The organism is Streptomyces sp. NPDC021012, assembly GCF_044333355.1.
GTDB lineage: Bacteria > Actinomycetota > Actinomycetes > Streptomycetales > Streptomycetaceae > Streptomyces.
In genome coordinates this window covers 1-25031 of sequence record NZ_JBIRQU010000017.1, presented here as the reverse complement: position 1 = coordinate 25031, position 25031 = coordinate 1, and the positions used below count along the sequence as shown (strand labels likewise).

The 25031-nt window shown below is 72.0% G+C and carries 26 protein-coding genes and 1 riboswitch; of the genes, 14 read left to right on the top strand and 12 right to left on the bottom strand.

Annotation, left to right across the window (positions count from 1 at the left end; all coding sequences use genetic code 11):
• Nucleotides 1–53 precede the first annotated feature (53 nt).
• The 5 genes from ACH4TP_RS35230 to ACH4TP_RS35210 all read left to right on the top strand — a co-directional run bounded on the left by ACH4TP_RS35230 (nt 54) and on the right by ACH4TP_RS35210 (nt 2243).
• Nucleotides 54–407, top strand: a complete 354-nt coding sequence (locus ACH4TP_RS35230; protein ID WP_398192394.1) for a winged helix-turn-helix transcriptional regulator — start codon at nt 54–56, stop codon at nt 405–407.
• A gap of 21 nt (nt 408–428) precedes the next feature.
• Entirely contained in the window at nt 429–914 is a 486-nt protein-coding gene (locus ACH4TP_RS35225; RefSeq protein WP_398440195.1) for a hypothetical protein, read from the top strand.
• A gap of 72 nt (nt 915–986) precedes the next feature.
• On the top strand, nt 987–1304 hold the full coding sequence (locus ACH4TP_RS35220; protein WP_398192390.1) for an NIPSNAP family protein: 318 nt from the start codon (nt 987–989) through the stop codon (nt 1302–1304).
• A gap of 102 nt (nt 1305–1406) precedes the next feature.
• Nucleotides 1407–1619 (top strand): hypothetical protein, encoded by a 213-nt coding sequence (locus tag ACH4TP_RS35215; RefSeq protein WP_398440194.1) that lies wholly within the window; start codon nt 1407–1409, stop codon nt 1617–1619.
• Between the two features lie 270 nt (nt 1620–1889).
• Entirely contained in the window at nt 1890–2243 is a 354-nt protein-coding gene (locus ACH4TP_RS35210) for a hypothetical protein (protein WP_398440193.1), read from the top strand.
• 59 nt (nt 2244–2302) lie between these two features.
• Here ACH4TP_RS35210 and ACH4TP_RS35205 read toward each other — a convergent pair whose 3' ends face one another.
• Nucleotides 2303–3673 carry a trehalose-6-phosphate synthase gene (locus tag ACH4TP_RS35205; protein ID WP_398440192.1) on the bottom strand — a complete coding sequence of 457 codons (1371 nt, stop codon included), beginning with the start codon at nt 3671–3673 and terminating at the stop codon, nt 2303–2305.
• 88 nt (nt 3674–3761) lie between these two features.
• Nucleotides 3762–4703 (bottom strand): glucosyl-3-phosphoglycerate synthase, encoded by a 942-nt coding sequence (locus tag ACH4TP_RS35200; RefSeq protein ID WP_398178894.1) that lies wholly within the window; start codon nt 4701–4703, stop codon nt 3762–3764.
• A 121-nt stretch (nt 4704–4824) separates the two neighbouring features.
• A riboswitch (SAM riboswitch) is annotated at nt 4825–5022 on the top strand.
• Nucleotides 5023–5039: 17 nt separating this feature from the next.
• On the opposite strand from ACH4TP_RS35200, the gene thrC reads away from it, so the two are divergent.
• The 4 genes from thrC to groL all read left to right on the top strand — a co-directional run bounded on the left by thrC (nt 5040) and on the right by groL (nt 9183).
• Nucleotides 5040–6326, top strand: a complete 1287-nt coding sequence (gene thrC, locus ACH4TP_RS35195; RefSeq protein WP_389236783.1) for a threonine synthase — start codon at nt 5040–5042, stop codon at nt 6324–6326.
• A gap of 14 nt (nt 6327–6340) precedes the next feature.
• Nucleotides 6341–6616, top strand: coding sequence for a MoaD/ThiS family protein (locus tag ACH4TP_RS35190; RefSeq protein ID WP_055642141.1), 276 nt, complete (start codon nt 6341–6343; stop codon nt 6614–6616).
• 427 nt (nt 6617–7043) lie between these two features.
• Nucleotides 7044–7247: a cold-shock protein gene (locus ACH4TP_RS35185; RefSeq protein ID WP_015035246.1), complete on the top strand. Its 204-nt coding sequence runs from the start codon at nt 7044–7046 to the stop codon at nt 7245–7247.
• Nucleotides 7248–7554: 307 nt separating this feature from the next.
• Nucleotides 7555–9183 (top strand): chaperonin GroEL, encoded by a 1629-nt coding sequence (gene groL / locus ACH4TP_RS35180; RefSeq protein WP_030693129.1) that lies wholly within the window; start codon nt 7555–7557, stop codon nt 9181–9183.
• A gap of 113 nt (nt 9184–9296) precedes the next feature.
• On the opposite strand, the gene ACH4TP_RS35175 is transcribed toward groL, so the two are convergent.
• Both ACH4TP_RS35175 and ACH4TP_RS35170 read right to left on the bottom strand, forming a co-directional pair.
• Nucleotides 9297–10967 carry a hypothetical protein gene (locus ACH4TP_RS35175; protein ID WP_398440191.1) on the bottom strand — a complete coding sequence of 557 codons (1671 nt, stop codon included), beginning with the start codon at nt 10965–10967 and terminating at the stop codon, nt 9297–9299.
• Nucleotides 10957–12627 carry a hypothetical protein gene (locus ACH4TP_RS35170; RefSeq protein ID WP_398178795.1) on the bottom strand — a complete coding sequence of 557 codons (1671 nt, stop codon included), beginning with the start codon at nt 12625–12627 and terminating at the stop codon, nt 10957–10959. The genes ACH4TP_RS35175 and ACH4TP_RS35170 overlap by 11 nt, the downstream gene beginning before the upstream one ends.
• A 167-nt stretch (nt 12628–12794) precedes the next feature.
• Between ACH4TP_RS35170 and ACH4TP_RS35165 the strand changes: the two genes are divergently transcribed.
• The gene (locus ACH4TP_RS35165; RefSeq protein ID WP_398178798.1) at nt 12795–13268 is read left to right on the top strand and encodes an SRPBCC family protein; all 474 of its coding nucleotides are present in this window, start codon (nt 12795–12797) and stop codon (nt 13266–13268) included.
• Nucleotides 13269–13285: 17 nt separating this feature from the next.
• Here ACH4TP_RS35165 and ACH4TP_RS35160 read toward each other — a convergent pair whose 3' ends face one another.
• The 3 genes from ACH4TP_RS35160 to ACH4TP_RS35150 all read right to left on the bottom strand — a co-directional run bounded on the left by ACH4TP_RS35160 (nt 13286) and on the right by ACH4TP_RS35150 (nt 15987).
• On the bottom strand, nt 13286–14023 hold the full coding sequence (locus ACH4TP_RS35160) for a class I SAM-dependent methyltransferase (protein WP_398440190.1): 738 nt from the start codon (nt 14021–14023) through the stop codon (nt 13286–13288).
• A 295-nt stretch (nt 14024–14318) separates the two neighbouring features.
• Nucleotides 14319–15041: a transporter substrate-binding domain-containing protein gene (locus ACH4TP_RS35155; RefSeq protein ID WP_398440189.1), complete on the bottom strand. Its 723-nt coding sequence runs from the start codon at nt 15039–15041 to the stop codon at nt 14319–14321.
• Nucleotides 15042–15051: 10 nt separating this feature from the next.
• Complete coding sequence (locus tag ACH4TP_RS35150) at nt 15052–15987, bottom strand: aldo/keto reductase (RefSeq protein WP_389236770.1); 936 nt, start codon at nt 15985–15987, stop codon at nt 15052–15054.
• 165 nt (nt 15988–16152) lie between these two features.
• Here ACH4TP_RS35150 and ACH4TP_RS35145 point away from each other — a divergent pair, with 165 nt between their 5' ends.
• Nucleotides 16153–17631: an alpha/beta hydrolase gene (locus ACH4TP_RS35145; RefSeq protein ID WP_398178810.1), complete on the top strand. Its 1479-nt coding sequence runs from the start codon at nt 16153–16155 to the stop codon at nt 17629–17631.
• A 9-nt stretch (nt 17632–17640) separates the two neighbouring features.
• Here the strand turns inward: ACH4TP_RS35145 and murQ are convergent, their stop codons facing one another.
• Nucleotides 17641–18561 carry an N-acetylmuramic acid 6-phosphate etherase gene (gene murQ / locus ACH4TP_RS35140; protein ID WP_389236766.1) on the bottom strand — a complete coding sequence of 307 codons (921 nt, stop codon included), beginning with the start codon at nt 18559–18561 and terminating at the stop codon, nt 17641–17643.
• 53 nt (nt 18562–18614) lie between these two features.
• Nucleotides 18615–19532, bottom strand: coding sequence for a MurR/RpiR family transcriptional regulator (locus tag ACH4TP_RS35135; protein ID WP_389236764.1), 918 nt, complete (start codon nt 19530–19532; stop codon nt 18615–18617).
• 126 nt (nt 19533–19658) lie between these two features.
• Between ACH4TP_RS35135 and ACH4TP_RS35130 the strand changes: the two genes are divergently transcribed.
• Both ACH4TP_RS35130 and ACH4TP_RS35125 read left to right on the top strand, forming a co-directional pair.
• Complete coding sequence (locus ACH4TP_RS35130; RefSeq protein WP_388856726.1) at nt 19659–20015, top strand: hypothetical protein; 357 nt, start codon at nt 19659–19661, stop codon at nt 20013–20015.
• A gap of 13 nt (nt 20016–20028) precedes the next feature.
• Nucleotides 20029–20310 carry a DUF4031 domain-containing protein gene (locus ACH4TP_RS35125; protein WP_389236762.1) on the top strand — a complete coding sequence of 94 codons (282 nt, stop codon included), beginning with the start codon at nt 20029–20031 and terminating at the stop codon, nt 20308–20310.
• A gap of 32 nt (nt 20311–20342) precedes the next feature.
• On the opposite strand, the gene cpt is transcribed toward ACH4TP_RS35125, so the two are convergent.
• The 3 genes from cpt to ACH4TP_RS35110 all read right to left on the bottom strand — a co-directional run bounded on the left by cpt (nt 20343) and on the right by ACH4TP_RS35110 (nt 22965).
• Nucleotides 20343–20864, bottom strand: a complete 522-nt coding sequence (cpt, locus tag ACH4TP_RS35120; RefSeq protein WP_398178897.1) for a chloramphenicol phosphotransferase CPT — start codon at nt 20862–20864, stop codon at nt 20343–20345.
• Nucleotides 20861–22141, bottom strand: a complete 1281-nt coding sequence (locus tag ACH4TP_RS35115; RefSeq protein ID WP_398440240.1) for a Cmx/CmrA family chloramphenicol efflux MFS transporter — start codon at nt 22139–22141, stop codon at nt 20861–20863. Before ACH4TP_RS35115 ends, cpt begins: the two co-directional genes overlap by 4 nt.
• Before the next feature lie 149 nt (nt 22142–22290).
• Entirely contained in the window at nt 22291–22965 is a 675-nt protein-coding gene (locus ACH4TP_RS35110; protein WP_398440188.1) for a hypothetical protein, read from the bottom strand.
• Between the two features lie 169 nt (nt 22966–23134).
• Here ACH4TP_RS35110 and ACH4TP_RS35105 point away from each other — a divergent pair, with 169 nt between their 5' ends.
• Nucleotides 23135–24562 carry an MFS transporter gene (locus tag ACH4TP_RS35105; protein WP_398440187.1) on the top strand — a complete coding sequence of 476 codons (1428 nt, stop codon included), beginning with the start codon at nt 23135–23137 and terminating at the stop codon, nt 24560–24562.
• Nucleotides 24563–25031 lie beyond the last annotated feature (469 nt).

The following is a 25031-nucleotide window of genomic DNA, read 5'->3' as shown; positions in this document are numbered from 1 at the left end:
TTCAAGTGGGTGGTTACCCTGAGGTGAGCGAACAGGTCAGAAGGGTGGGGCGAGTGGCGACACTGAACCGACCGGGTGCGCCCGACGGTCACATCTGCGGGATCGACACCGCGATGGAGGTCATCGGCGGCAAATGGAAGGTCCTCATCCTCTGGGCCCTCCACGAACACCCCCACCGCCGCTTCGGCGAACTCCGCCGCCTCGTCCCGGGCATCACGGAGAAGGTCCTCGCCTCCCACCTCCGCGAGATGGAAACGGACGGCATCGTCGACCGCGTCTCCTACGACGAGGTCCCGCCCCGCGTCGAGTACGCCCTCACGAAGGCGGGCACGCGTCTCAACGAGGCCCTTGAGCCGCTGGCGGCGTGGGGCAGGGAGCGCCGGGAATCCAGTGGCGCCACTTCCTGAGACTCGGCGAGGATCCGCCGCATGGGAGCGGACATCCACGGGTTCATCGAGTGCCGGGTCACGTACGGCACCCTCGACGAGGAGGACTCCGGCTGGCATGCCGCCATCGACCTGGACCTGCTGTACGGCGGACGGAGCTACGACGCCTTCGGCTGCCTGTTCGGCGTCCGCAACCGCGCGGGCTTCCGGCCGCTGGCCGAAGGGCGCGGGCTGCCGCCCGACGTGACCTCCGAGGTTCGGCGCGACTACGAGAGCGACCCCACCCTCTTCCACAGCGCATCCTGGATCGGCTGGGAGGAGCTGACCGCCGTCGACTGGGACGAGGCGGCCCCCACCCCCGACGCGCGCGTCCGCGAGTACCGGGACAGCGAGCGGCTCGGGCGCATGACGCGCCGGGAGGCGGTGCACGAGGACGGCATGTGGGACCCGGTCTGGGCGACCATGAAGGCCCTCGCCGACGTGCACGGCTCCCAGTACGTGCGGCTCGTCGTCTGGTTCGACAACTAGCGCGCGCATCGAAAGTGCCTCGGTGCCACCCACCCCTGGCCGTGTGCCGCAGCTCGGGCATCATGTCGTCGCATGATCACCGTTCACCTGAAGTACGAGATCGATCCCGACCGCATCGAGGACTTCGAAGAGTACGGCCGCCGGTGGGTCGTCCTCGTCGGCCGGTTCGGGGGCACGCACCACGGCTATTTCCTGCCCAGCGAGGGCGACAGCGACATCGCCTACGCGCTCTTCTCCTTCCCCAGCCTCGCCGCGTACGAGCAGTACCGAGCCGACAGCGCGCGTGACCCCGAGTGCCAGGAGGCGATCGAGTTGGCTCGTCGGACCCGGTGCATCCGCCGGTACGAACGTCGCTTCCTGCGGCCACTCGACCAGCTGCCCCACTCCTAGAGACCCGTCAATCCGCGGGTCACGGCCACTCGTTGACGGCCGCTACGAGGACGGTCGCCTCGTACGGTCGCCGGTTCCTGATCGACGGTGGCCCGGCACGTCGTGATCACCACCAACAACGGCCTGCCGCTCCGGACGCTGGCAGAGGCCGTGCCCGGCCCGGTGGCCAAGCTGGTTCCGAGCGTCGGCAACACCGCCGCCGCCCTCGCCGCCGCCGGGGACGACCTCACCGAGGCGTGGCGCGCCGCGTTCCAGGCGACGGCGGACAACGAACGGTCGAAGCCCGCGCCGCAGTTGGGGGCGGGGCGGGTCTGACCGTCGCGGTGAGCGTCGGCGAGCAGCTCGTCGTGGACGCGCCGCGCCAGACCGGTGCCCCAGTGGGTGGGGGTACCTCTGAACGTCCCTCCAAGGGGCCGCATGTCCTAAGAATGATCGTTTCTGCGGTGAATCCGAAGAACCCGCGGGCACGGTCGGGGCGGGTGGGGAGATGGGCGCGGATAGATCTTGGGGCGGCTCGCGACGGTTCGCGGGTTTGTCCTTCCGATCGAGTGAAAGCGGATCCCTGCGCTGAAGAAGTCTCTCGTCGTGGCCGCGGCCGCGGCGATGGCGTTCGCGGCGGCCGGTGCTGCGGTTGCCGATGACGTGGTGCGTGTCGTGGAGAGCGCCGAGGTGACCATCCCGGTCGCGAGCGGCGGGTACCCGGGCCGCGCGGTGGCGCAGGCCGAGTGTCCGGCCGGGGAGACGCGGACCGGCGGCGGCGCCATGGTGACCGCGGGGAACTCGTACGCCGACCGGTACGCGGTCGGCGCGAGCGTCCCCGTCAAGAACGAGGGCTGGTGGGCGTTCGCGACGAACACCGACCCCAACAACCCGGGCAAGCTGGAGGCGTACGCGATCTGCGCGAAGGTCGTGAAGAACCCGACCCTCGTCACCCCGTAGGCCAGTAGCCGTAGCTGTGGCGGTGGAGCGCGGCCCGGTCGTGACGGCCGGGCCGCGCTTCACCGGTTGCCCTGGTTCCCGAGCGCTTCCAGTTGGGCCAGGAACCAGCGCTGGGGCGGGAGGGACGTGGCCGTGGCCGCCAGGCGCTTCGTGCGGTCAGCGCGTTCGGACGGGGGCATCGTCAGGGCCGTGTGCAGGGCCTCGGCCGTCTCCGTGACGTCGAAGGGGTTCACCACGAGGGCGTCCTCGTGGAGCTCCTCGTACGCCCCCGCCTCGCGGGAGAGGACCAGGGCGCAGCCCGTCTCCGAGACGACCGGTATCTCCTTCGCCACCAGGTTCATGCCGTCGCGCACCGGGTTCACCAGGGCCACGTCCGCCAGGCGGTAGGCGGCCAGGGAGCGGGTGAAGTCGTCCTCCACCGAGACCAGGACCGGCTGCCAGTCCGCCGTGCCGAACTCCGCGTTGATCTCCGCCGCCAGGGACCTCACCGCCGCCGTGTACGCGCGGTAGGCCTCCAGGTCCTGGCGCGAGGGGTACGCCGAGGCCAGGTGGACCACCCGGTCGCGCCATTCGGGGTGGGTGGTGAGGAGTTCCCGGTAGGCCTGGAGGCCTCGCAGGATGTTCTTCGAGAGTTCCGTGCGGTCCACTCGGACGATGCTCTTCCGGTCGCCGACCTCGTCGCGCAGGCGCGCCAGGCGGTCGTCCACCTCCGGGCGGTACGCCAGGGCCCGCAGCTCCTCGCCGTCCACGCCCAGGGGGTAGGCGGCCACCTGGGTGCGTCCCGGGCCCAGGTCGCCCGCGCAGGCCTGGAACGCCGAGGCCCAGGCCTCGGTGTGGAAGCCGAGGCGGTCCGCGCCGAGCATCCCCCGGAGGAGCTCCTCGCGGACGTCGGTGGGGAGCATCCCCAGGTACGCGGGGGAGGCCCAGGGGGTGTGCGTGAAGTGGGCGATGCGCAGGTCCGGGCGGAGGTCCCTGAGCAGGCCCGGGACGAGGGCCAGGTGGTAGTCCTGCACGAGGACCGCCGCGCCCTCCGCCGCCTCCGCCGCCAGGGCCTCGGCGAAGGCGCGGTTGTAGGCGCGGTACGACTCCCAGCGGCGGTGGAAGTCCGCGTCGAAGACGGGCTCGCGCGGGATGTCGTACAGGTGGTGGTGGAGGAACCACAGCACCGAGTTCGCGATGCCGTTGTACGCGTCGGTGTACGTCGTCGGGTCGATGTCCAGCATCCGCACGCCCGGCTCGGCCGTCCCGCGTCTCACCGCCTCCCGGTCGCCCTCGCTCAGCGCCGCGCACACCCAGAGGGTGTCCCGGGAGTCGATGGTGCTCAGGGCCGACGCCAGGCCGCCGCCGCCCTTGCGGGCTTCCAGCGAACCGTCCTCGCCGCGCACGTACGAGACGGGGCCCCGGTTGGATGCCACCAGCACAGTTGCCATGTGGCGAACCTAGCCCGTCCCGGAAACGCTCAAACGTACGTATACGAGACAGGCCGATCCGGCCACCGTGCGTGGCCGCGCCGGACCGTCACGCCACGCGGCGGTGCGCGTACTCCGCGATCTCGGCGATCGGCGGCCGCTCCTCCGTGTCCACCGCGTACGTCCGCGGCTCGAAGCCCCGCTCGCCCCGCTCGAACTGGGTGAGGCGCGGCCGTACGAGATGGCCCCGGGAGAGCCGCAGCTGCGCCGTCCGGTAGATCGCCGCCGCCATCCGGCCGAGGGCCTGCCCGTCCTGGTGGCGGTGCTTGCGCACGCCCACGTCCACCTGTGCCAGGGCGTCCAGGCCCACCGTGTGCAGGGCGTCCACGAGCAGCCCCAGTTCCACTCCGTAACCGACGGGGAAGGGGAGGCGTTCGAGGAGGGAGCGGCGGGCCGCGTACTCGCCGCCCAGCGGCTGGACGAAGCCGGCCAGCTGCGGCCAGTGGAGGTTGAGGAGGGGGCGGGCCACCAGTTCCGTGACGCGGCCGCCCTGACCAGGAGTGTCTCCGAAGGGGCGGTCGTACATCGCCTTCACGAAGTCGACGTCCGGGTCCGTGAGCAGCGGGCCCACGATCCCCGTCACGAAGTCCGCCGAGAAGTCCCGCAGGTCCGCGTCGACGAAGCAGACGACGTCCCCGCTCGTCACCATCAGTGACCGCCAGAGCACCTCGCCCTTGCCGGGGACCGCCGGTATGCGGGGGAGGATCGCGTCCCGCGCGACCACCCGGGCGCCGGCCGCCGCCGCCACCTCCGCCGTGCGGTCGGTGGAGCCCGAGTCGATCACCACCAGCTCGTCGACGAGGGGGACGGACTCGGTCATCAGCTCGCGACGGATCACGGAGACGATGTCCCCGACCGTCGCCTCCTCGTTCAGCGCGGGCAGGACGACGCTGACCGTCGTCCCCCGCTTGGCGGCGAGCACCCGGTCCAGCGGGCGGTCGGACACGGACCAGGACCGCCGGGCCAGCCAGCGCTCCACTTCCTCCAGCAACGTGATCTCCATCTCGCGGATCGGACGTCGGTCTCCACCTTCGAGGCCTTCGGTTACAGTCTTGAACAACGCGGATGCCCGATGCATGTCGGGGTGCCGCCCGCGTCTCACAATCGAATACCGCTCATCCAGAGGGGCAGAGGGAAACGGCCCGTTGAAGCCCCGGCAACCCTCCAGTCGGTTTGTCTCGCCCACCCGTCTCCCGGCCACCACCCCTAGTGGTGTCCTGACGGACGCAGCTTGTTTGCGCGAGGTCCCCGGCTAGGGAAGGTGCCAAATCCGTCTCATGGCGAAAAATTCGTCATGGGAAAGATGAGGAGAAAGGGCCTCGCCTCCATGGCTGTTCAGACCGTCGCACCCGCAACCACCGTCGACCTCGGTCCCGCGTCCGGGCTCTCCTGTCGCGAATGCGGTGAAGTCTTCCCGCTCGGCCCGATCTTCGCCTGCGAACTCTGTTTCGGACCGCTCGAAGTCGCGTACGACCTCCCCGCCGGCGACCCGGAGGAGCTGCGCAAGCGGATCGAGGCCGGCCCCGCCAACATCTGGCGCTACGCCCCGCTCCTGCCCGTCCCCGCGGACGTCGCCGAGAAGCCCAACCTGAACCCCGGCTGGACCCCGCTCGTCAAGGCGGACAACCTGGCCCGCGAGCTGGGCGTCGCCCCCGGCAAGCTCTTCGTCAAGGACGACTCCGGCAACCCGACGCACTCCTTCAAGGACCGGGTCGTCGCCCAGGCGCTCGAAGCCGCCCGCGCCTTCGGCTTCACCACCCTCTCCTGCTCCTCCACCGGCAACCTGGCCGGCGCCGTCGGCGCCGCCGCCGCCCGCGCCGGCTTCCGCTCCTGCGTGTTCATCCCGCACGACCTGGAGCAGGGCAAGGTCGTCATGGCCGGTGTCTACGGCGGTGACCTCGTCGCCATCGAGGGCAACTACGACGACGTCAACCGCTTCTGCTCGGAGCTCATCGGCGACCCGCTCGGCGAGGGCTGGGGCTTCGTGAACGTCAACCTCCGCCCGTACTACGGCGAGGGCTCCAAGACGCTCGCGTACGAGATCTGCGAGCAGCTCGGCTGGGTCATCCCCGACCAGCTCGTCATCCCGATCGCCTCGGGCTCGCAGCTGACGAAGATCGACAAGGGTCTCCAGGAGCTCATCAAGCTGGGCCTCGTCGAGGACAAGCCGTACAAGATCTTCGGCGCCCAGGCCGAGGGCTGCTCCCCGGTGTCGGCGGCCTTCAAGGCCGGCCACGACGTCGTGCGGCCCCAGAAGCCGAACACCATCGCCAAGTCCCTCGCCATCGGCAACCCGGCCGACGGCCCGTACGTCCTCGACATCGCCCGCCGCACCGGCGGCGCCGTGGAGGACGTGAACGACGAGCAGGTCGTCGAGGCCATCAAGCTCCTCGCGCGGACCGAGGGCGTCTTCGCGGAGACCGCGGGCGGCGTGACCGTCGGCGTCACCAAGAAGCTCGTCGAGGCCGGTCTCATCGACCCGGACCTCACCACCGTCGTCCTCAACACCGGCGACGGACTCAAGACCCTGGACGCGGTGGCCGACACCTCTCAGGCGACCGCCACCATCCGCCCGAGCCTGGACGCGTTCCGCGACGCCGGCCTGGCGCTCTGAAAGGTAACGAAGACATGGCCGTGAACGTCCGCATCCCCACCATCCTCCGCACCTACACGGGCGGGCAGTCCGAGGTCCAGGCCGAGGGCGCGACCCTCGCCGAGGTCATCGCGGACCTGGAGAAGAACCACACGGGCATCGCCGCCCGCGTCCTGGACGACCAGGGCAAGCTGCGCCGCTTCGTCAACGTCTACGTGAACGACGACGACGTGCGCTTCGAGCAGGGCCTGGAGACGGCCACCCCGGCCGGCGCGGGCGTCTCGATCATCCCGGCCGTCGCCGGAGGCTGACCGTTCGGCACAGTGCCGGCTGCTGCTGACCCTTCACCGATCCTTACCGGTCAGTACGAATTGCCCCTTCCGCGCTATAAGCGGAAGGGGCAATTCTGCATGGTTGAGCGCGGTAGAGTTGGGGAAGTCCCCTCCGCTGCTCGTGCCAAACGCATATGAGAATGCGCCCGCACGTGACAAGAAGCAGCCAAAGTACCGGTGCGTTGTGTACGTTCTGCGCGTTTTGCCGGGCCCGACTTGCCCCGTCATCCAGGGGATCCTCCCCAATTCCCCTTTCCGGCGTGCCCAGAATTCTCGGTCGAATGACCTGTTGCAGAGGGCAGTTGGGCAGATACATTCAGCGGCGGTCGACGCGTTCCGGCGCAGGGTCTGACCCGGGTCCGCGAGGTGCGGTCCCGCGCAAGGGCCAGTAATAGGGGAGTTAGGCATGGCTCAGGGCACCGTCAAGTGGTTCAACGCGGAGAAGGGCTACGGCTTCATCGCGGTAGACGGTGGTGCGGATGTTTTCGTCCACTACAGCGCGATCCAGATGGATGGCTACCGCAGTCTCGAAGAGGGCCAGCGGGTCGAGTTCGAGATCTCGCAGGGCCAGAAGGGTCCGCAGGCGGACATGGTCAAGCTCGCCGTCTGAGCGCGGCGCGATCGGCCACCGACGCAACGCCGTCGAGGGGTCCGCATCCCTGAGGGGATGCGGACCCCTCGTGCGTTCCCGCCCTGTCCGGATCCCCTCCCGAAACCCGAGAGTCGCTTGCACTCTCATAGGGCGAGTGCTAATCATTGGCGTTAGCACTCGGAAGGTGAGAGTGCTTACGAGGATCGGGCAGACGAGGTCCGCGGCCAGGTGGGGCAAGGAACCACAGGGCACGCAGGCCGTCCGTCGCGGGCGTCGGCGCGGTCCTGGAGCGTTATCCACCCCATGTCCGGGAGGACCACTTCACATGGCCAAGATCATCGCGTTCGACGAGGAGGCCCGGCGCGGTCTCGAGCGCGGCATGAACCAGCTCGCTGACGCCGTCAAGGTCACCCTCGGCCCCAAGGGCCGCAACGTCGTCCTCGAGAAGAAGTGGGGTGCCCCCACGATCACCAACGATGGTGTCTCCATCGCCAAGGAGATCGAGCTCGAGGACCCGTACGAGAAGATCGGCGCCGAGCTGGTCAAGGAAGTCGCCAAGAAGACGGACGACGTCGCCGGCGACGGTACGACCACCGCCACCGTCCTCGCCCAGGCGCTCGTCCGCGAGGGCCTCCGCAACGTCGCCGCGGGTGCCAACCCGATGGCCCTCAAGCGCGGCATCGAGAAGGCCGTCGAGGCCGTCTCCGGCGCCCTGCTCGAGCAGGCGAAGGATGTCGAGACCAAGGAGCAGATCGCTTCCACGGCCTCCATCTCCGCCGCCGACACCCAGATCGGCGAGCTCATCGCCGAGGCGATGGACAAGGTCGGCAAGGAAGGCGTCATCACCGTCGAGGAGTCGCAGACCTTCGGTCTGGAGCTCGAGCTCACCGAGGGCATGCGCTTCGACAAGGGCTACATCTCGGCGTACTTCGCCACCGACATGGAGCGCATGGAGGCGTCGCTCGACGACCCGTACCTCCTGATCGTCAACTCCAAGATCTCCTCCGTGAAGGACCTCCTTCCGCTCCTGGAGAAGGTCATGCAGTCGGGCAAGCCGCTGCTGATCATCGCCGAGGACGTCGAGGGCGAGGCCCTGTCGACCCTGGTCGTCAACAAGATCCGCGGCACCTTCAAGTCCGTCGCGGTCAAGGCCCCGGGCTTCGGCGACCGCCGCAAGGCCATGCTGAACGACATCGCCATCCTCACGGGCGGCACGGTCATCTCCGAGGAGGTCGGCCTCAAGCTCGAGAACGCGGGCCTGGACCTGCTCGGCCGCGCCCGCAAGGTCGTCATCACCAAGGACGAGACCACCATCGTCGACGGTGCCGGTGACAGCGACCAGGTCGCCGGTCGCGTGAACCAGATCCGCGCCGAGATCGAGAACTCCGACTCGGACTACGACCGCGAGAAGCTCCAGGAGCGCCTCGCGAAGCTGGCCGGCGGCGTGGCCGTCATCAAGGCCGGTGCCGCGACCGAGGTCGAGCTCAAGGAGCGCAAGCACCGCATCGAGGACGCCGTTCGCAACGCGAAGGCGGCCGTCGAGGAGGGCATCGTCGCCGGCGGTGGCGTGGCCCTGCTCCAGGCCTCCAACGTCTTCGAGAAGCTCGAGGCGGACCTGTCGGGCGACGAGGCCACCGGTGCCAACATCGTCAAGCTGGCCCTTGAGGCCCCGCTGAAGCAGATCGCGGTCAACGCCGGCCTCGAGGGCGGCGTCGTGGCGGAGAAGGTCCGCAACCTGCCCGTCGGCCACGGCCTGAACGCCGCGACCAACGAGTACGTCGACCTCATCGCCGAGGGCATCATCGACCCGGCGAAGGTCACGCGCTCCGCGCTGCAGAACGCCGCGTCGATCGCCGCGCTGTTCCTCACCACCGAGGCCGTCATCGCCGACAAGCCGGAGAAGGCCGCCGCGCCGGCCGGCGGCGGCATGCCGGGCGGTGACATGGACTTCTGATCCTCCCGAGGATCGGCGGTTCATCGCTGAACGCGCAGCTCGCGCACGCGAACGAGGGCGGCACCCCCACCAGGGGGTGCCGCCCTCGGGCGTTCCTGCCTCAGCAGAGGTGATCAGCGCACGTCGACGTAGTCCCCGCCCGCGGAGGCCGGGGAGTGGAAGTGCCGGGAGTCGGCGGCGTAGTGGCGGATCCGCCAGGTGCCGTCGGCGCTCGCCTTCACCTTCAGGGAGACGCTGCCGTTGGCGGCGGACCGGCCCGTCGCCATCTGCTTCCAGGCCGTCGAGCCCTTCGGCTGGAACTGCAGGACCACCGGAGCGTTCCCGTACGCCCGCCAGGCGCCGTCCCAGTAGTGCTGGAGTCCGCCGGTGACGGTCACGTACCCGCCCTTGGTGACCGGCTCGGGGCCGGCGTTCAGGGAGACGATCCGGGTGTCGAAGCGGACGAGCCGGAAGGAGGGCGAGACGGCCTCGGCGAGCTCGTCGCTCGTCAGGTGGCGGACCCGGAACCAGCCGCCCCGGCTGCCCGCGGCGAGCGTGATGCTGTCCCAGGAGTAGGACGCCTCCCGGAGGGGGACGCGCTTCCAGCCGCCGTCGACGGACTGCTCCAGCTGCACGTCCTGGTCGTACATGGACGCGTCCGGCACGTACAGCGCGCGGAGATGGACGGACACCGTGAGGGTGCCGTCGGCGGACAGCGAGGCGCTGCGCAGGTCGAGGCGGGACTCCAGGGGGACGGCGAGCGGGCCCGAGAGCCGGTCGAACACCAGGAACGGGTCCCCGGAGGTGACCTCCCACTCGTACTGGCCGGAGCCGGCGAAGGCGGGGAGCTTCGCGGTGAACCGGCCGTCCGCACCCGTGCGCACGTTCGCGACCTGCGGGCCGAAGGCCACGCGGACGGGCTGGTCGGCGAGCGGCGCGCCCGCGGCGGCCGCGTCGGTCAGACGTCCGCTGACGGTGACGGTCTCGCCGTTGAGCGCCCGCTTCCTGTCGGCGGTGGCGGTGGCCGTCGCGCGGAGCGGCTTGTACGCCTCCGCGACCGAGCGCGAGGCGCTCGCGCTGCCGTGCACCTCGGCGCTGTCCTCGGTGAACGAGGCCGTGAAGGCGTCGCCGGGGCCGGCGACGGCGTACGGCTCGCCGGTGAAGTCGCCGGCGGCGGAGGTGACGAGGGCCCGGGGGGCCTCGCCGGCGGCCGCGCCGTCGCGCCGGACGGTGACCGTGCGGTCGGGGAGCGGCACGACGTCCCCGGAGCCGGGCTGGACGGCGCTCAGCTTGCCCTGGGGGCGGGCGTTGCGGTCGTCCCAGGCGGGGACGCCCACGCCGAAGGAGACGAGCTCCGGCCGAAGCCGGAAGTCGAGTCGGCCCGCGTCGGCGCGGGTGAGCTTGTTGCCGAGGGAGTCGGTGGCGGTGACGTCGATGGCGTACGTCCCGAGGGACGGGATGGTGCCGCCGTCCTCGACCAGCTTCAGGGTCGCCTCGGCGGGCAGCCGGAAGGTGTTGGCGAGCCTGGGGTCCCAGGAGTCGCCGGGGACGAGCGCCGGGATGTCGGCGACGACGGTGTCGCCCTGCCGGACCCGGGCCGAGACGGCGGTGACCTTGGCCTGCGGGGCGTCGGTCCAGGCGGTCACCTCGAAGACGCCGCGCTGGGTGTCGTCGGTGACGGCGCGGCCGATGCCGACGAGCGGGCTGCCCGCCGGGGTCTCCTCGGCGAGGGCGGGGGCGGCCGGAGCGGCCAGGGCCACGGCCGCGACGGCGGCCGTCAGGGAGAGGCGGAGGTCAGCGCGCATCGATGTACTTCGCATTCGTCTCGCTGTAGAAGTAGCTGCCCGTGGTGTTGAGGTAGAGCGCCCAGGAGCCGTCGTCGTAGGCGGTGGCGCGGTAGCTGAAGTTGCCGTAGCTGTTGGTGGTGATGCTCTGCGACACCCAGTACCACTGGCTGCTGTTCTTGGGCTTGTAGACCAGGGTCAGCTTGGCTCCGGCGAGCGGCTTCCAGACGCCGCCGACCTTGCGCTGGACGGTGCCGGAGACGGTCATCTTGCCGTTCACCGTGGGCCGGGTGGGGCTGATGGTGAAGGCGGAGAAGCGGGTGGGCGTGCGGCCCCGCTTGAGGCTCGGGCCGGTCTTGGCGACGAACTGGTTCGTCTCCGGGTGCTGCACCCGGTAGAGCGCGGACTCGTAGCCCTGGAGCGTGAACGTGTACGAGCAGCCCGTGTCGGTCCGGCCGGAGCGCAGGTTGAACCAGCTGCGTCCGCCGTCCAGGGAGGCCTGGAGCGTCACGGGCTGGGTCTCGTAGCAGGAGTAGCCGCTGCTGAGGCTGCCCGTGACGTCGAGCCTGCCGAACTCGTCGAGGGTGGCGTTGTACGGCGAGAAGGTGAACTGCTGCGGGACGACGACGTCGATCTTGTCGTAGGGCCGGGGGTCGCCCGCGAAGTACGGGGAGGGCCGCAGCGAGGCGTAGACGTAGTCGGTCGAGTACTGGACCCGCGCGGGCAGCGAGAAGGTGCCGGTCGCCGAGGAGGTGGCCGAGCCGAGCACGTTGACCGCGTTGGCCTCGGACCACCCGGGCTGGGTCCCGGTGGCGACGACGGGCGCGCCGGCGAAGGGCTTCCAGCCGTCGTTCGTGAACCGTTCGACGAGTCCGGTGACGCGGAGGTCCGTGCCGGCGCGGACGCGGTACTTGTCGCCGTCGGCGGTGATCCGGTACCGCGTCTGCTCGACGGGCACGTCCGGCACGCCGCGGTTGGGCTCGTCCGGGTCGATGCCGGGGCTCGGGACGACGGTCGCCGTGCCGCCGGTGAGCCGGCCCTGGGGGTCGACCGTCACCGAGAAGGTGCCGTCGGCGCGGACGGTCGCGGTGCCCGTGCGGTCGACGTATCCGGCGATGCCGTAGGTCTGGAACCAGAACTGCACCCGGGTGCCCTCGGGCGCGGTGGAGCGCTCGCCGGTGGCCGGGTTCCAGCTGGTGGTGGTGCCGGAGAGGACCACCTGGGGATGCTCGTAGCTGGTGGTCGCGCGGTCGGCGGTGATCTTGTCGACGCCGACGTGCGGCTTGTGGCTGTAGGCGGCGCCCGCCCGGTACGTGGTGGTGCCGCCGGGGCGCCGGTAGTCGATCCGGACCGGGTAGTCCCCGAGGGCGGTTCCCCCGGGGAGGGTGATGGGCGCGTCGGTGGTCCAGTTCCCGTAGCGCAGGGTCAGTTCCTCCGTGGAGGCGAGGACCGGGGCGTCCGGGGCGGTGGAGGCCAGCACGCTGACCTTGACCCAGAGCGCGTCGCCGAGCAGCCCGACGCTGTAGCGCCCGTCGTCGAGCGTGGTGTCGGCGGTGTTGGCCGCGTCCGCGTGCGCGGCCGGGGCGTGGATGACGGCGGGCGTGAGGACGCCCGCGGAGAGAGCGAAGACGGCGGCCGCACGGACGAAGGCGTGCGGAAGCCGGCGCGTTGAGCGCGGCAAAGGGACCCCCCACAGGTCTGAGATCGCGGCCGTGCCCTCAGCCGGGCGGCCGCGTGGGCAGAACTTTAGCGCTCACCTGTTGAACGTGTTCATTCGGTTTACGGGGATGCCGGGGCGGGACGCCGGGGTGATCCTGGAATGGCCCCTTCGTGAAGGGATTCGCAGCGATGGTCATCCTCCTGACGACGCCGGCCGACCGCGAACTGGTCATCACCCGCACCTTCGACGCCCCGCCGGCCCGGGTCTGGGAGGCCTGGACGCGGCCCGAGCACGTGCGGCAGTGGTACGGGGCGGCCGGGCTGACCACCTCCGTCGTCGACATCGACCTGCGGGCCGGGGGCGCCTGGCGCTGGGGCCAGACCGGGCCCGACGGCCAGCAGATCGTCTTCTCCGGCACGTACGAGGACGTCGTCCCGGTGGAACGGCTCGACTACACGGAGCTCTTCGAGCAGATGCCGGACGCCGAACCGGTCCGCGTCACCCTCACCTTCGACGCCACCCCCGACGGCGGCACGGCCCTGACCAGCACCTCCCTCTGGCCCTCGAACGAGGCCAGGGACCAGGCGCTGGCGGCGGGCATGGAGGCGGGGGTGAGGGAGCAGTACGACAGGCTGGCGGAGCATCTGGCGGGGATGCGCTGAGCCGGTGGCAAGCGGTGTCAGCGCCGGAAGAGCCCCGTCCAGAGGAAGGACTCGCCGAAGGCCGGGGAGTCGGCGGCCCGGCCGTGCATGCGGCGGAGCTCGATCTCTGTCAGGTCGGTGAAGATCGTGCGGAGCGAGGCGTCGGTGTACGCGAGCCCGCCGTGCAGCCGGCCCTCGCGGTAGAAGTCGGCGTCCGGGAGTTCGGAGCCCATGCCGCCCTCGCCGGCCGCGAACGCGGTGAGGGCGAGGTGGCCGCCGGGCGCGAGGACGCGGTCGAGGAGGGCGAGGTAGCTGATCCGGCGGTGCGGGGGCAGGTGGTGGAAGCAGCCGGAGTCGTAGACCAGGTCGTACGGCCCGTCGAGGGCGGCCGTGAAGGCGTCCCCGCACACGAACCGGACGTTCCCGGCGCCCGCCGCGGCGGCCCGCTCCTCCGCCCATGCGACGGCCGTGGGCGAGAGGTCGATGCCGGTCACCTCGTACCCGGCCGACGCGAGGTACAGCGCGTTCCGTCCGGGCCCGCACCCGAGGTCCAGGACCTTGCCGCCGGCCGGGAGCAGGCCCCGCTCGACGTACGAGACCAGGTTCTCGTCGGGCTTCGCGACGAAGAACGGCACGGGCTTGTCCCGGTCCGCGTAGAACCCGTCCCACCACCCGGCCCCACCCTCCGTCCACCGGTCGGCCCCCGGCGCGAACAGGCCGTCGAGCAGGGCGAGTACGTCGTCGATCGTGCGGATGCTGCGGTCTGTGGCGTCCATGCGGATCTCCCCTCCGAGTCCCTCAAGAATAAGGGGAGTTGCAGCAAAAGCCCAGGTCAGAGCCGGTGTGTGGATTCTCTGTACGGGGCCCCGGGCGCCTGCGGAGAGGGGAGCGACCTCCTGGGGCGGGGGGCGGTGCGGTGACCCCCGGAAGACCGCTCCAAGGCCCGGGAAGGGGCCTTCCAGGGGGTCGCCCAGGCAGGTTTCTGGCGCCTTCGACGCGCGTGAGCGTACGGTCCGGCCGCCGGGAGGGCCTGCGGGGCCAGGGTGGTTCTCGGGCATCCCCGAAAGGTCGTCAGGCCCCCGGCGCCACCAGCTCCTCCTCCTGCCCCGACCGCCGCAGCGACTCCGCGACGAAGCCGTTCGCCTTCAGTTCCTCGACCGTGTCGCGGAGGAAGGCGACGGTCTCGGGGCGGCGGCCGATCGTCGTCCCGACGGCCTGTCGGATCTCCATGAACCGGCCTTCGACCAGGCGCACGTCCGGGTGCGCGGCGGCGTACGCGGTGAGGGGCTGGCGGATGCCCGCGCCGACCTCGAGGCCCTCGGTCCGGAAGACGTCGACGCCCTCCTCGCCGCGCACCACGGTCGCGTGGGCGAGGTTCCGGGAGAGGAACAGGTCGTAGGCGGAGCCCTTCTTGACGCCGATCCGGACGCCCGGCGCGTCCACCTCCTCGACGGTGGTGAGAGCCGAGTCGCGCGGTACGGCGTACACGCCCTCGATGACGACGTACGGGGCGGTGAACGCGACCTCCGTCTCCCGGGCCGGGTCCACGGCGAGGAAGCAGAGGTCGGCGCGGCCGTCCGCCATCGCGTCGAAGGACTTCCGCGCCGCGTCGAAGCAGAGCAGCTCGACGCCGACGCCGAGCCGGGCCGCGATTTCCCGTGCGAGGTCCACGGTGATCCCGGCCGGGGCCTCGGGAGTGCCCTGCGCGAGCACGGGGTTCCCGAGGTTGATCGAGGCGCGGAGGGTGCCGGTGGGGGCGAGGTCGGAGGCGAGGGACTTCGGAGCGGTCGTCATGGGGCGGAGTCTAGGCCTCGGCGTTCCGGTGGAGGCGGTCGAGGAGCCCCAGCTCCTCGGGGGTGAGGCGGAGGGCTCCGGCGGCGACGTTGGCGGTCAGGTGGGCGGGGTCGCCGGTGCCGGGGATGGCGAGGAGGTGGGGGCCCTGGTGGAGGGTCCAGGCGATGCGGACCTGGGCGGGGGTGGCGTCGTGGGCCGCGGCGACGGCGAGGACCTCCTCGCTCTCCGGGGCGGTCGCCCCCGTCTCGCGTCCGGCGGCGGCGATCGCGTAGAAGGGCACGAACGCGATGCCCTGCGTGCCGCAGTGGCGGACGAACTCGTCGTACTCGGGGCGGACTCCGATCCCGTACATGTTCTGCACGCAGACCACCGGCGCGATCTCCCGCGCCTCGGCGAGGTGCGCCGGGGTGATGTTGGAGAGGCCGAGGTGGCGGATGAGGCCCGCCTCGCGGAGCTCGGCGAGCGCGCCGAAGCGCTCGGCGACCGAATCGGTGCCGACGACACGGAGGTTGACGACGTCGAGGTGGTCGCGGCCGAGCTGCCGCAGGTTCTCCTCGACCTGGGCGCGCAGCGCGGCGGGGGTGCGGGCGTGCTCGCTCCAGGCGCCGGAGGCGTCCCGGGCCGGACCGACCTTGGTGGTGATGACGAGGTCGTCGGGGTAGGGGCCGCCGAGGGCGCTGTTGATCAGCTCGTTCGCGGAGCGCAGCGGCGAGAAGTAGAAGGCGGCCGTGTCGATGTGGTTGACGCCGAGGTCGACCGCCTTGCGGAGTACGGCTATCGCGTGGTCGCGGTCCCTCGGCACGGCGTTCGCGACGAGCGCCTCGCCGTGCTGGGGCAGCCGCATGGCGCCGAACCCGACACGGTTGACGGCGAGGTCCCCGCCGAGGGTCCAGGTGCCGGAGTCGGAGGCGTGGGGGGCGGTGGTCTTGTCCGTGGTGGTGGTCATGGCGGGGATGATCTCCCGGGGGCGGCGTCGGCGCCAGCGGATCGCCCTCCCGGGCCCACGACTGGATGGGCCTCGATTCCGCCCGGGTGTACGGGGGTTGCCCCCACCTCCGATCCGCCCGCCTGCCGGATGGGGACCGGAGGCCCGGTCCGCGAGGCTGTGCGCATGACAACGAACCGTGGACGCAAGGCCCTGATGCTCGCTCTCTCCGTCGCCGCGGTGGCCGGTGTCGGACTCGTCGGGGGCGGGGCCGCACCCGCCGCCGCGACCGGGCTGGTGTGGGGCGACTGCGACCCCGCCGTGAAGCCGCTGCCGGGGCAGCAGTGCGCCACGCTCTCCGTGCCGCTCGACTACGCGGACCCGGAGGGCGAGCGGATCGGGCTGGCCGTCGCCCGGCTGCGGAGCGCCCGGCCCGAGGCGCGGCGCGGGACGCTGATGGTGATCCCGGGCGGGCCGGGGAGTTCCGGGGTGCAGCGGCTCGGGCAGAAGGGGGCCGCCCTCGCGAAGGAGACGGAGGGCGCGTACGACCTCGTCGCCTTCGACCCGCGCGGGGTCGGCGGCTCGGCGAAGGCCCGGTGCGGCTTCGACGAGGACGACCGGCGCCTGGTGACCCTGCGGTCCTGGCCCGCCGCGGACGGGGGCATCGGCGAGAACGTGGCCCGCTCGCGGCGGATGGCCGAGGCCTGTGCCCGGAACGGGGGCGCGATGGTGCGTGGGCTCACCACCGCCAACCAGGTGCGGGACCTCGACCGGCTGCGGCAGGCGCTCGGTGAGCGGAAGCTGTCGGCGTGGGCCGTGTCGTACGGGACGTACGTGGCCGCCGTCTACGCCCAGGAGTTCCCGGAGCGCACCGACCGATGGGTCCTCGACAGCAGTGCCGACCCCGACCCGAAGCGCGTCGCGCAGGGGTGGCTCGCGGGCATGGCGCGCGGTGCCGAGGACCGCTTCCCGGACTTCGCGGCCTGGGCCGCCCGCGACGGGCGGATCGCCGAACGGGCCGAGGACGTGCGGCCGTTGTTCCTCGACCTCGCCGCACGGCTCGACCGCGAGCCGCGTACGACGACGACCCCCGGTGTGCCGCTGACGGGCACGGTGCTGCGGCAGGCGCTCCAGCAGGCGCTGTACTCCGACGCGTCCTTCCCGGCCTTCGCCCGCCTGATGTCCCAGGCCCTCGACCCGGCCGGCGTGCCCGTGCTGCCGCCGGAGCTGGCCGGGCCGATGCCCGACGAGGCGGCGACCGTCAGCGTGGGCGTGATCTGCAACGACGTGGACTGGCCCCGCTCCGTACCGGCGTACGAGCGGGCCGTCGCCGCCGACCGCGCGCGCCACCCGCTGACCGCCGGTATGCCCGCGAACATCACGCCCTGCGCCTTCTGGAAGGGCGGCGCGGTGGAGAAGCCGACCCGGATCACCGACCGGGGCCCGTCCAACGTCCTCATGATCCAGAACCTGCGCGACCCCTCCACCCCGCACTCCGCCGGGCTCAGGATGCGCGAGGCCTTCGGCGACCGGGCGCGCCTCGTCTCGGTCGACAGGGGCGGCCACGCGGTCTACCTCGGCAACGGGAACGCATGCGGCGACCGTGCGGTGACCCGCTTCCTGACGGAGGGCGTGCGGCCGGCGGAGGACGTGCTCTGCCGGTGACGCGACGGCCTACGCATGCAGCGCCGCGCGCAGGTGGCCCTGGGAGGCGGTCAGGCGCGCGGCCGCCGCGGGGGCGTCGATGTCGGCGAGGATCATGAGGATGGCGTTCTTGACCTCGCCGTCGGCGGCGGCGAGCGCGGTCTCGATCTGCTCGTCCGGGGCGCCGGTGGCCAGGGCGACGATGCGCCGGGAGCGGGCCTGGAGCTTGTCGTTGGAGGCGCGGACGTCGACCATCAGGTTCCCGTAGGTCTTGCCGAGGCGGATCATCGTGATGGTCGAGATCATGTTGAGGACGAGCTTCTGTGCCGTTCCCGCCTTCAACCGGGTCGAGCCGGTGAGGAGTTCGGGGCCGGGGACGACCTCGATGCCGTGCTCGGCGGCGGCGGCGAGGGCGCTGTCCTCGTTGCAGGAGAGGCCGATGGTGAGCGCGCCGAGGGCGCGGGCGTGCTCGACGGCGCCGATGGCGTACGGGGTGCGGCCGGAGGCGGAGACGCCGACGACGGTGTCGTCGGCGGTGAGGCCGAGGGCGTCGAGGTCCGCGGCGGCGAGCTCGCGCGAGTCCTCCGCGCCTTCGACGGCCTTGACCATGGCGGTCGGGCCGCCCGCGATGAGGCCGACGACCTGCGAGGGGTCGGTGTTGAAGGTCGGCGGGCATTCGCTGGCGTCGAGGACGCCGAGGCGGCCCGCGGTGCCGGCGCCCATGTAGACCAGCCGGCCGCCGCGGGCCATCCGCTCGGCGGTGGCGTCAATCGCGGCGGCGATCGCGGGGAGCTGCCGGGCGACGGCCTCGGGGACGGTCCGGTCCTCGCCGTTCATGAGGCGGGCGATGTCCAGGGTGGGGAGCCGGTCGATCTCGGCGAGCTCGGGGCGGAAGGCCTCGGTGGTGAGGGTGGCCAGCTGGGCGCGGAGTTCGGAGTACGAGGTGGACACGGGGACTCTTTCGGTACGGCGGCGTCTTCGGCGCCGGTTCTCGGCGGGTTCGGTCAGCGGGTGCGGGGCGAGTGGCGGTGCGCGAGGGCCTCGTACGAGGCGGCGAGGGCCGGGGCCGCCGTCTCGTACGTGCGCTGCGTGACGCAGGTGAACAGGCAGTCCACGACCAGGAGTTGGCTGGTGCGGGACGACATGGCCGCGGGGCGCAGCTCGCTCTCGCGGGCGGTGGAGGTGGTGAGGACGTGGTCGGCGTACTGGGTGACGGGCCCGTCCGGGCGGCCGGTGATCGCGACCGTGGTCGCGCCGTGGTCGAAAGCCACCCGGAGCGGTTCTATGACGTCGCCGGTGGAGCCGGAGTGGGTGATGGCGATGGCGACGTCGCCGGAGCGGAGCTGCACGGCGTTGGTGACGGCGAGGTGCGGATCGCTGTGGGCGTGCGCGATCAGGCCGATCCGGAGCAGCTTCTGCCCGAGGTCCTGGGCGACGAGGCCGGAGGCGCCGATGCCGTAGATGTCGATGCGGCGGGCGGTGGCGAGGGCGGCGACGGCGGCGCCGAGCTGGACGGTGTCGAGCGCGGCGGCGGTGTCGGCGAGGGTCTGCTGCTCGTCGTAGGCCAGCTTGGCGACGACGTCGGCCACGGGATCGTCGACGGCGATGTCGGCGGTGACGGCCGGTGCGCGGCCGGACTGCTGCTGGGCGGCCAGACCGGCGAGGGCGAGCCGCAGGTCGCGGTAGCCGGGGTAGCCGAGGAGCCGGGCGGTCCGGACGACCGTCGCCTCGCTGGTGCCGGTGAGCTCGGCGAGGCCGGTGACCGTGAGCGCGGCGCAGCCGGCCGGGTCTCCGGCGACGGCCTCGGCGACCCGCTGCATGGAGCGGGTCATGGACGGCGCGAGGGTGCGCACCTTGGCGGCGAGGGCGGCGGGGGCGGGCGGCGCGTCGCTGGTGAAACTTTCCTTCACATCATTGGTCACACCTGAAAGATACTTTCGGCAACGGGGGGCGACAAGACCCCGTAGGCCTTCTTCGCTCCCGGGTCCCCGGTCCCGGATCGGGCCGGGACCTTCGGCCTTTGCGTCAGTCGGGTGACAATGAGTCCTATGGACGACATCGACCCCGTGGAGCAGGCGCTGCACGCCGCTCGCGCGCTGGTACTGGCCGACCTGGTGGCCCGGGAGGTCGCCGCCGCAGAGGTGGTGTCGATGGTGGAGGACGCGGTGACCCACCGGCGCTGGTGGGTCGAGCAGTGGCCCGAGGGGGTGTCGTACGTGGCGGGGCTCGTCGCCCAGGACGTACAGGACGCCCTGCTCGAACGGTACGGACGCTGGCCGCTCTGCCCGGTCTGCGCCTCGGGGGACCCGCACGCCCTCGACGTGGAGCCCGAGCTCGGGCCCGACCCGCACTGGGTCTGCGGCAAGCAGGGCGTGGTGGTGGCCCCGGTGGGCGGCCTGAAGTGAGCGGAGACCTCGCGTGAGCCTCTACATCGACCCCCCGACCTGGCCGGGCCACGGCCGCATGTGGTCGCACCTGGTCAGCGACGTCTCGTTCGAGGAGCTGCATGCCTTCGCCGCCTCCATAGGCGCCCCTCCCCGCGCCTTCGAGCGCGACCACTACGACATCCCCTCCGACCGGTACGGCGACGCGGTCGCCGCGGGCGCGATCGAGGTCGGCTCGAAGGAGTTGCTCCGCCACCTCACGAAGGCGGGACTGCGACGGCCGAAGGGGCGCCCGGAGGACTGGCCGGTCGCCTGAGCGCCGGGCGAGCCGGGCCCGTGCCGCGGGTCTCAGCCCAGCTTGCCGGCGATGGCGCGGGCGCACTCCAGGGACTCGGTGCGGGTGGTGTCCACCTCGATGTCGTACGTGACGCCCTCGTGCACGAGCAGGGCCTGCCGGGCGGCCATGCCGGAGACGCGGTCGCCCCGGGCGATCTCGCGTCCCTCGGCGACCGCGCTGTCGCACCGGACGCCGACCCACAGCACGGGCAGGTCGCCGAGGGCCTCGCGCCAGCGCTGCTGGGAGGCGGCCCCGCCGAGGAAGACGTCGTCGACGACGATCCGGGCGCCGGCCCGGGCCATCGCGACGATCCCGGCGGCCCAGGCGGCCTCAAGGGCCTGGAAGTCCGCGCCGACGTTGACCGTGCCGTCGGGGTCGAAGGCGATGCCGCCGTCGGAGTCCCGCATTATCGGGGGAAGGGCGTCGACGAACGAGTCGATCCCGAACACCAGCCAGGGGTCCGGCAGTACGGCCTGCAGGCACCGTGTGATCCCGGTCTTTCCCGAGCTGGACCCGCCATTGAGGATGATCATCCGCGTCGCCACCGCGCCACCCTAGGCGGCGCGGTGGCGACCCGCATCTGATTTCCTTCGTGCCTCAGCAGGGCGCTTCGGCGGGCTGTTCCTTCTGCCGGGGGGGGGGCGCCCGAAGCGACCACGCGGGAGGTGGACCTGTGGAGCTTGAGGGCGACCGCTGCCGTGGCCAGGCCCAGGGCCGTCATGGCGGCGCCTGCCCAGGCGGTGGAGGCGTAGCCGAGGTCGGCGTCGATGACGGTGCCGCCGAGCCAGGGGCCGCCGGTGTTGCCGAGGTTGAAGGCGGCGGTGGTGGTGGCGCCGGCGAGGGTGGGGGCGGCGCCGGCGACGTTGAACATGCGGGCGTTGAGGGCCGGGGCGGTGTAGAAGGCGGAGACGCCGAGGAGGAAGGTCAGGACGATCGTCGCGACCGGGCTCGGGGCGAGGAGAGCCAGGGCCACCAGGAAGACCGTCGACGCGGCGATGCCGCTGAGCAGTACTCCGAAGAGGTGGGCGTCCGCGACGCGGCCGCCGATCGTCGTGCCGACGAGCGCGCCGATGCCGAAGAGGCCGAGGACGGCCGAGACCCAGCTCTCGTCGAGGCCGGAGACGTCGGTGAGGAGCGGGGCGAGGTAGGAGAAGGCGCAGAAGACGCCGCCGGCGGCGAGGGCGGTGATCACGACGGCGAGGAGGACCTGCCGGTCGCGGTAGATGGTGAGTTCGCGCTTGAGCCGGGGCTTGGTCTCGGGGAGCGGGATGTGCGGGATGCGGGTCACCACGCCCACGAGGGCGATCGCGGAGGCCGCGCCGACCGCCCAGAACGCCGAGCGCCAGCCGAGGTGTTCGCCGAGGAACGCGCCGGCCGGGACGCCGAGGACGTTGGCGATGGACAGGCCGCCGATCATGACCGCCATCGCCTTGGCGCGCGAGCCGACCGGCACCATCGCGATGGCGACGGCCGCGCCGACCGCCCAGAAGCCCGCGCAGGCCAGCGCGCTGACGATCCGGGACGCGAAGAGGACCGCGTAGTTCGGGGCCAGCGCGCCCGCGATCTGGCCGAGGCCGAAGACGGTGATGAGCGTGACCAGCGTCGTCTTGCGGGGGAGGCGGAGCGTCGCCACGGCCAGGAGCGGCGCCCCGACGACCATGCCGATCGCGAAGGCGGAGATGAGCAGTCCGGCCCGGGGGATGGAGACGTTCATGTCCTCCGCGATGGGCGGCAGGAGCCCGGAGAGCATGAACTCGCTGGTGCCGAGGGCGAAGACGGACAGGCCGAGGATGTAGACGGCCAGGGGCATACGGGTGGGGGGTATCGCGTCCGGGGTGGAGGAAGGGGCGGAGGGGGTGGTGGTCGGGTGCTCGGCTGAGGGAGACGGCATGACATGCGTCAACCTGTGGTTTGTGCCTGTCATTCCATGGGCGCGGGCCTTCTCGGGATACGAGACGGTCACCCTCCGGCGGTCAGCTCCGCCAGCTCCCGCTCCAGGTTCTCCCGGGCCCGTCCCTCCCAGACGGCCGCCCCGTACGGGGTGCGGAAGAGGCGGGGGAGGCCGAGGAGCTGGCGGAGGACGGCGGCGCGGCCCTCGCGGAAGGCCGGTTCCGGGACGAAGCCGTACTCCTCGCGGACCGCCGCCGCATACCCCCGGTACGTATCGAGGTCGGTGGCCAGGATCGCCAGGTCGGCATCGCAGAGCGTCTCGCCGTTGAGATCGCCCGGAGCCGGGTCGTGCGTGGTGGTGAGGCGGACCAGGCGGGCCACCTCGGTCACCTCGTGCTGGGTGAGGCCCGCTTCGGTGAGGGCCTTCTCGGCCAGGGCCGCCGAGCGCTCCTCGTTCTCCGAGCGGTCCGGCCGGTAGACGGCGTCGTGGAACCAGGCGGCGAGCCGCACGAGTTCCAGCTCGCCGCCCTCCCCGCCCTGGTCGGCGAGCTCGTCGATGCGGTCCAGGACCGCCCGGAGGTGGTCGACCGTGTGGTAGCGGCGCTGCGGTTCGGCCCAGCGGGACAGCAGGTTCCGGCCGTACGGGGCGGGGTCGGGGCCCTCGCGGCCGGCGCGGGCGGCGATCAGGGTGGTGTTCCAGCGTCGGAGCAGCTCTGCGGTCGCGGGGTCCTGGTCTGCGGTCATGGGGGCATTCTGCCCGGCCGGGGGTGTGGAGGGAGTACTTCCCACGCGTCCCCGGCCGCGCTTCCGTCCGCGCCCCCCTCTCACTCTTACATACCCCCCATGGGTATGTTACGGTGCTCCGCACATGTACCCCCCAGGGGTATGCAGCAGCAAGTGAAGGGTCAGGGCGATGTCAACCGTCAATCCCCGGCGCTGGTGGGCACTTGTCGTGCTCGCGGCCGCTCAGTTCATGGTCATCATGGACACCTCGATCATCGGGGTCGCGCTCCCCGAGATGCAGAAGGACCTGGGCTTCTCGCAGAGCGAGCTCCAGTGGATCTTCAACGCGTACGTGATCGTCTTCGGCGGCCTGCTGCTCCTCGGTGGACGCCTCTCCGACCTCGTCGGAGCCCGCAGGATCTTCGTCTCCGGCTGGGCCGTCATGATCGCCGGTTCCGTCGTGGCCGCCGCCGCGCAGACCGCCTGGGTCGAGATCGTCGGCCGCGCCGTCCAGGGCGTCGGCGGCGCGCTCATCGCGCCCTCCGCCATGACCCTGCTCATGATGCTCTTCATGCACGACCCGAAGGAGCTCGGCAAGGCGATGGCGCTCTACGGCGCCGCGGCCCCCGCCGGCGGCACCGCGGGCGTCTTCCTCGGCGGTGTCTTCACCGAGTGGGTGAGCTGGCAGTGGGTCTTCATCGTCTACATCCCGATCGGCCTCGCGACCCTCGCCGCCACCAAGCTCCTCCCGGACGTCGGGTCCCGCCGCGGCTCCGTCGACATCCTCGGCGCCGTCGCCGTCACCGCCGGTCTCGCGCTCGCCGTCTTCGCCGTCGTCCGCGCCCCCGAGGTCGGCTGGGGCGCCACCGCCACCATCCTCGAACTGGCCGGCGCCGTCGTCCTCCTGATCCTCTTCTTCGTCGTCCAGAAGAGCATCCGGGAGCCCCTCATGCCGCTCGGCGTCTGGCGCGTCCCGCGCCTCGGCTCCGCCAACCTGGCCATGACGCTGCTCGGTGCCGCCTGGATCCCGATGTGGTACTTCCTCAACCTGTACCTCCAGCAGGTCCTCGGCTACGGCGCCTTCGAGTCCGGTGCCGCACTCCTCCCGATGACCGTGCTCCTCATGATCTTCATGACGGCCATCACGGCCCGGCTCATGATGAAGGTCGGCGCCAAGCCGCTCATCGCGGGCGGTCTGCTCGTCCTCGCGGCCGGACTGGTCTGGCTCTCCGCCGTCGAGCCCACCGGCACCTTCCTCGTCGACGTCCTGCCGGCCTCGCTCGTCGCCGCGCTCGGCATGTCCCTCGCCTACATCCCGACGATGATGAGCGCGATGGCCAACGCCCCGCAGGAGCAGGCCGGTCTCGCCTCCGGCATCGTCAACACCACCTACAACGTCGGCTCCGCGCTCGGCCTCGCCGCGCTCACCGCCGTCGCCATGTCCCAGGGCGCCGACCAGCTCGGCAACCTCCCGAAGCTGACCGACGGCTTCTCCTCCGCCTTCATCGGCGCCGCGATCGTCGCCGCCGTCGGCGGTGTCGTCACCCTCCTCCTCATGAAGAGCGACAAGGCGCCCGCCGCCGCCCCCGCCCCGCAGGGCGAGAAGGTCACCGCCTGAACCGTGACCCGCAGGGGCCGCCCGACGTCCGTTCCCCCGGCCGTCGGGCGGCCCCTTTTCCACACCCGGAAAGGGGCCCACCAGCAGGGCTCAACACCTGCGCCCGTATGAGGCTTCGCCCCCCACCCGCGTGGGGCCCGCGCCCGGCCGGGCAGCGCGCCCGCGTGGGGCTTCGCCCCGCCTCCTGTGGCCCGCGCCCGGCGGGGCGGCGTGCTTCGCGTGGGGCTTCGCCTGGGGCTTCGCCCCCCTCGTGTGGGGCCCGCACCCGCTGCCCGTGCGGGGCCGCGCCCGCGCGGGGCGGTGCGCTCCGCCCGGGGCTTCGCCCACGCCGCCCGTGTGGGCCCGCGCCCGTCTGGGGCCCGCACCCGCCCCCCCCCGTGTGGGCAATCGTCCCGCTGGGGCGGGACGGGTGGGCACACGGGACGGCGCCCTTAGCGGCGCCTCCGCGTTCCGGGCCTGGACCCGCACC

Bases quoted from the DNA above. Each gene is read 5' to 3' on its own strand.
- ACH4TP_RS35225 (WP_398440195.1), top strand. From the start codon at position 429: ATGGGAGCGGACATCCACGGGTTCATCGAGTGCCGGGTCACGTACGGC.
- ACH4TP_RS35220 (WP_398192390.1), top strand. From the start codon at position 987: ATGATCACCGTTCACCTGAAGTACGAGATCGATCCCGACCGCATCGAG.
- ACH4TP_RS35205 (WP_398440192.1), bottom strand. From the start codon at position 3,673: ATGGCAACTGTGCTGGTGGCATCCAACCGGGGCCCCGTCTCGTACGTG.
- thrC (WP_389236783.1), top strand. From the start codon at position 5,040: ATGGCTGTTCAGACCGTCGCACCCGCAACCACCGTCGACCTCGGTCCC.
- ACH4TP_RS35190 (WP_055642141.1), top strand. From the start codon at position 6,341: ATGGCCGTGAACGTCCGCATCCCCACCATCCTCCGCACCTACACGGGC.
- ACH4TP_RS35185 (WP_015035246.1), top strand. From the start codon at position 7,044: ATGGCTCAGGGCACCGTCAAGTGGTTCAACGCGGAGAAGGGCTACGGC.
- groL (WP_030693129.1), top strand. From the start codon at position 7,555: ATGGCCAAGATCATCGCGTTCGACGAGGAGGCCCGGCGCGGTCTCGAG.
- ACH4TP_RS35175 (WP_398440191.1), bottom strand. From the start codon at position 10,967: ATGCGCGCTGACCTCCGCCTCTCCCTGACGGCCGCCGTCGCGGCCGTG.
- ACH4TP_RS35165 (WP_398178798.1), top strand. From the start codon at position 12,795: ATGGTCATCCTCCTGACGACGCCGGCCGACCGCGAACTGGTCATCACC.
- ACH4TP_RS35160 (WP_398440190.1), bottom strand. From the start codon at position 14,023: ATGGACGCCACAGACCGCAGCATCCGCACGATCGACGACGTACTCGCC.
- ACH4TP_RS35155 (WP_398440189.1), bottom strand. From the start codon at position 15,041: ATGACGACCGCTCCGAAGTCCCTCGCCTCCGACCTCGCCCCCACCGGC.
- ACH4TP_RS35150 (WP_389236770.1), bottom strand. From the start codon at position 15,987: ATGACCACCACCACGGACAAGACCACCGCCCCCCACGCCTCCGACTCC.
- ACH4TP_RS35145 (WP_398178810.1), top strand. From the start codon at position 16,153: ATGACAACGAACCGTGGACGCAAGGCCCTGATGCTCGCTCTCTCCGTC.
- ACH4TP_RS35130 (WP_388856726.1), top strand. From the start codon at position 19,659: ATGGACGACATCGACCCCGTGGAGCAGGCGCTGCACGCCGCTCGCGCG.
- cpt (WP_398178897.1), bottom strand. From the start codon at position 20,864: ATGATCATCCTCAATGGCGGGTCCAGCTCGGGAAAGACCGGGATCACA.
- ACH4TP_RS35115 (WP_398440240.1), bottom strand. From the start codon at position 22,141: ATGCCCCTGGCCGTCTACATCCTCGGCCTGTCCGTCTTCGCCCTCGGC.
- ACH4TP_RS35110 (WP_398440188.1), bottom strand. From the start codon at position 22,965: ATGACCGCAGACCAGGACCCCGCGACCGCAGAGCTGCTCCGACGCTGG.
- ACH4TP_RS35105 (WP_398440187.1), top strand. From the start codon at position 23,135: ATGTCAACCGTCAATCCCCGGCGCTGGTGGGCACTTGTCGTGCTCGCG.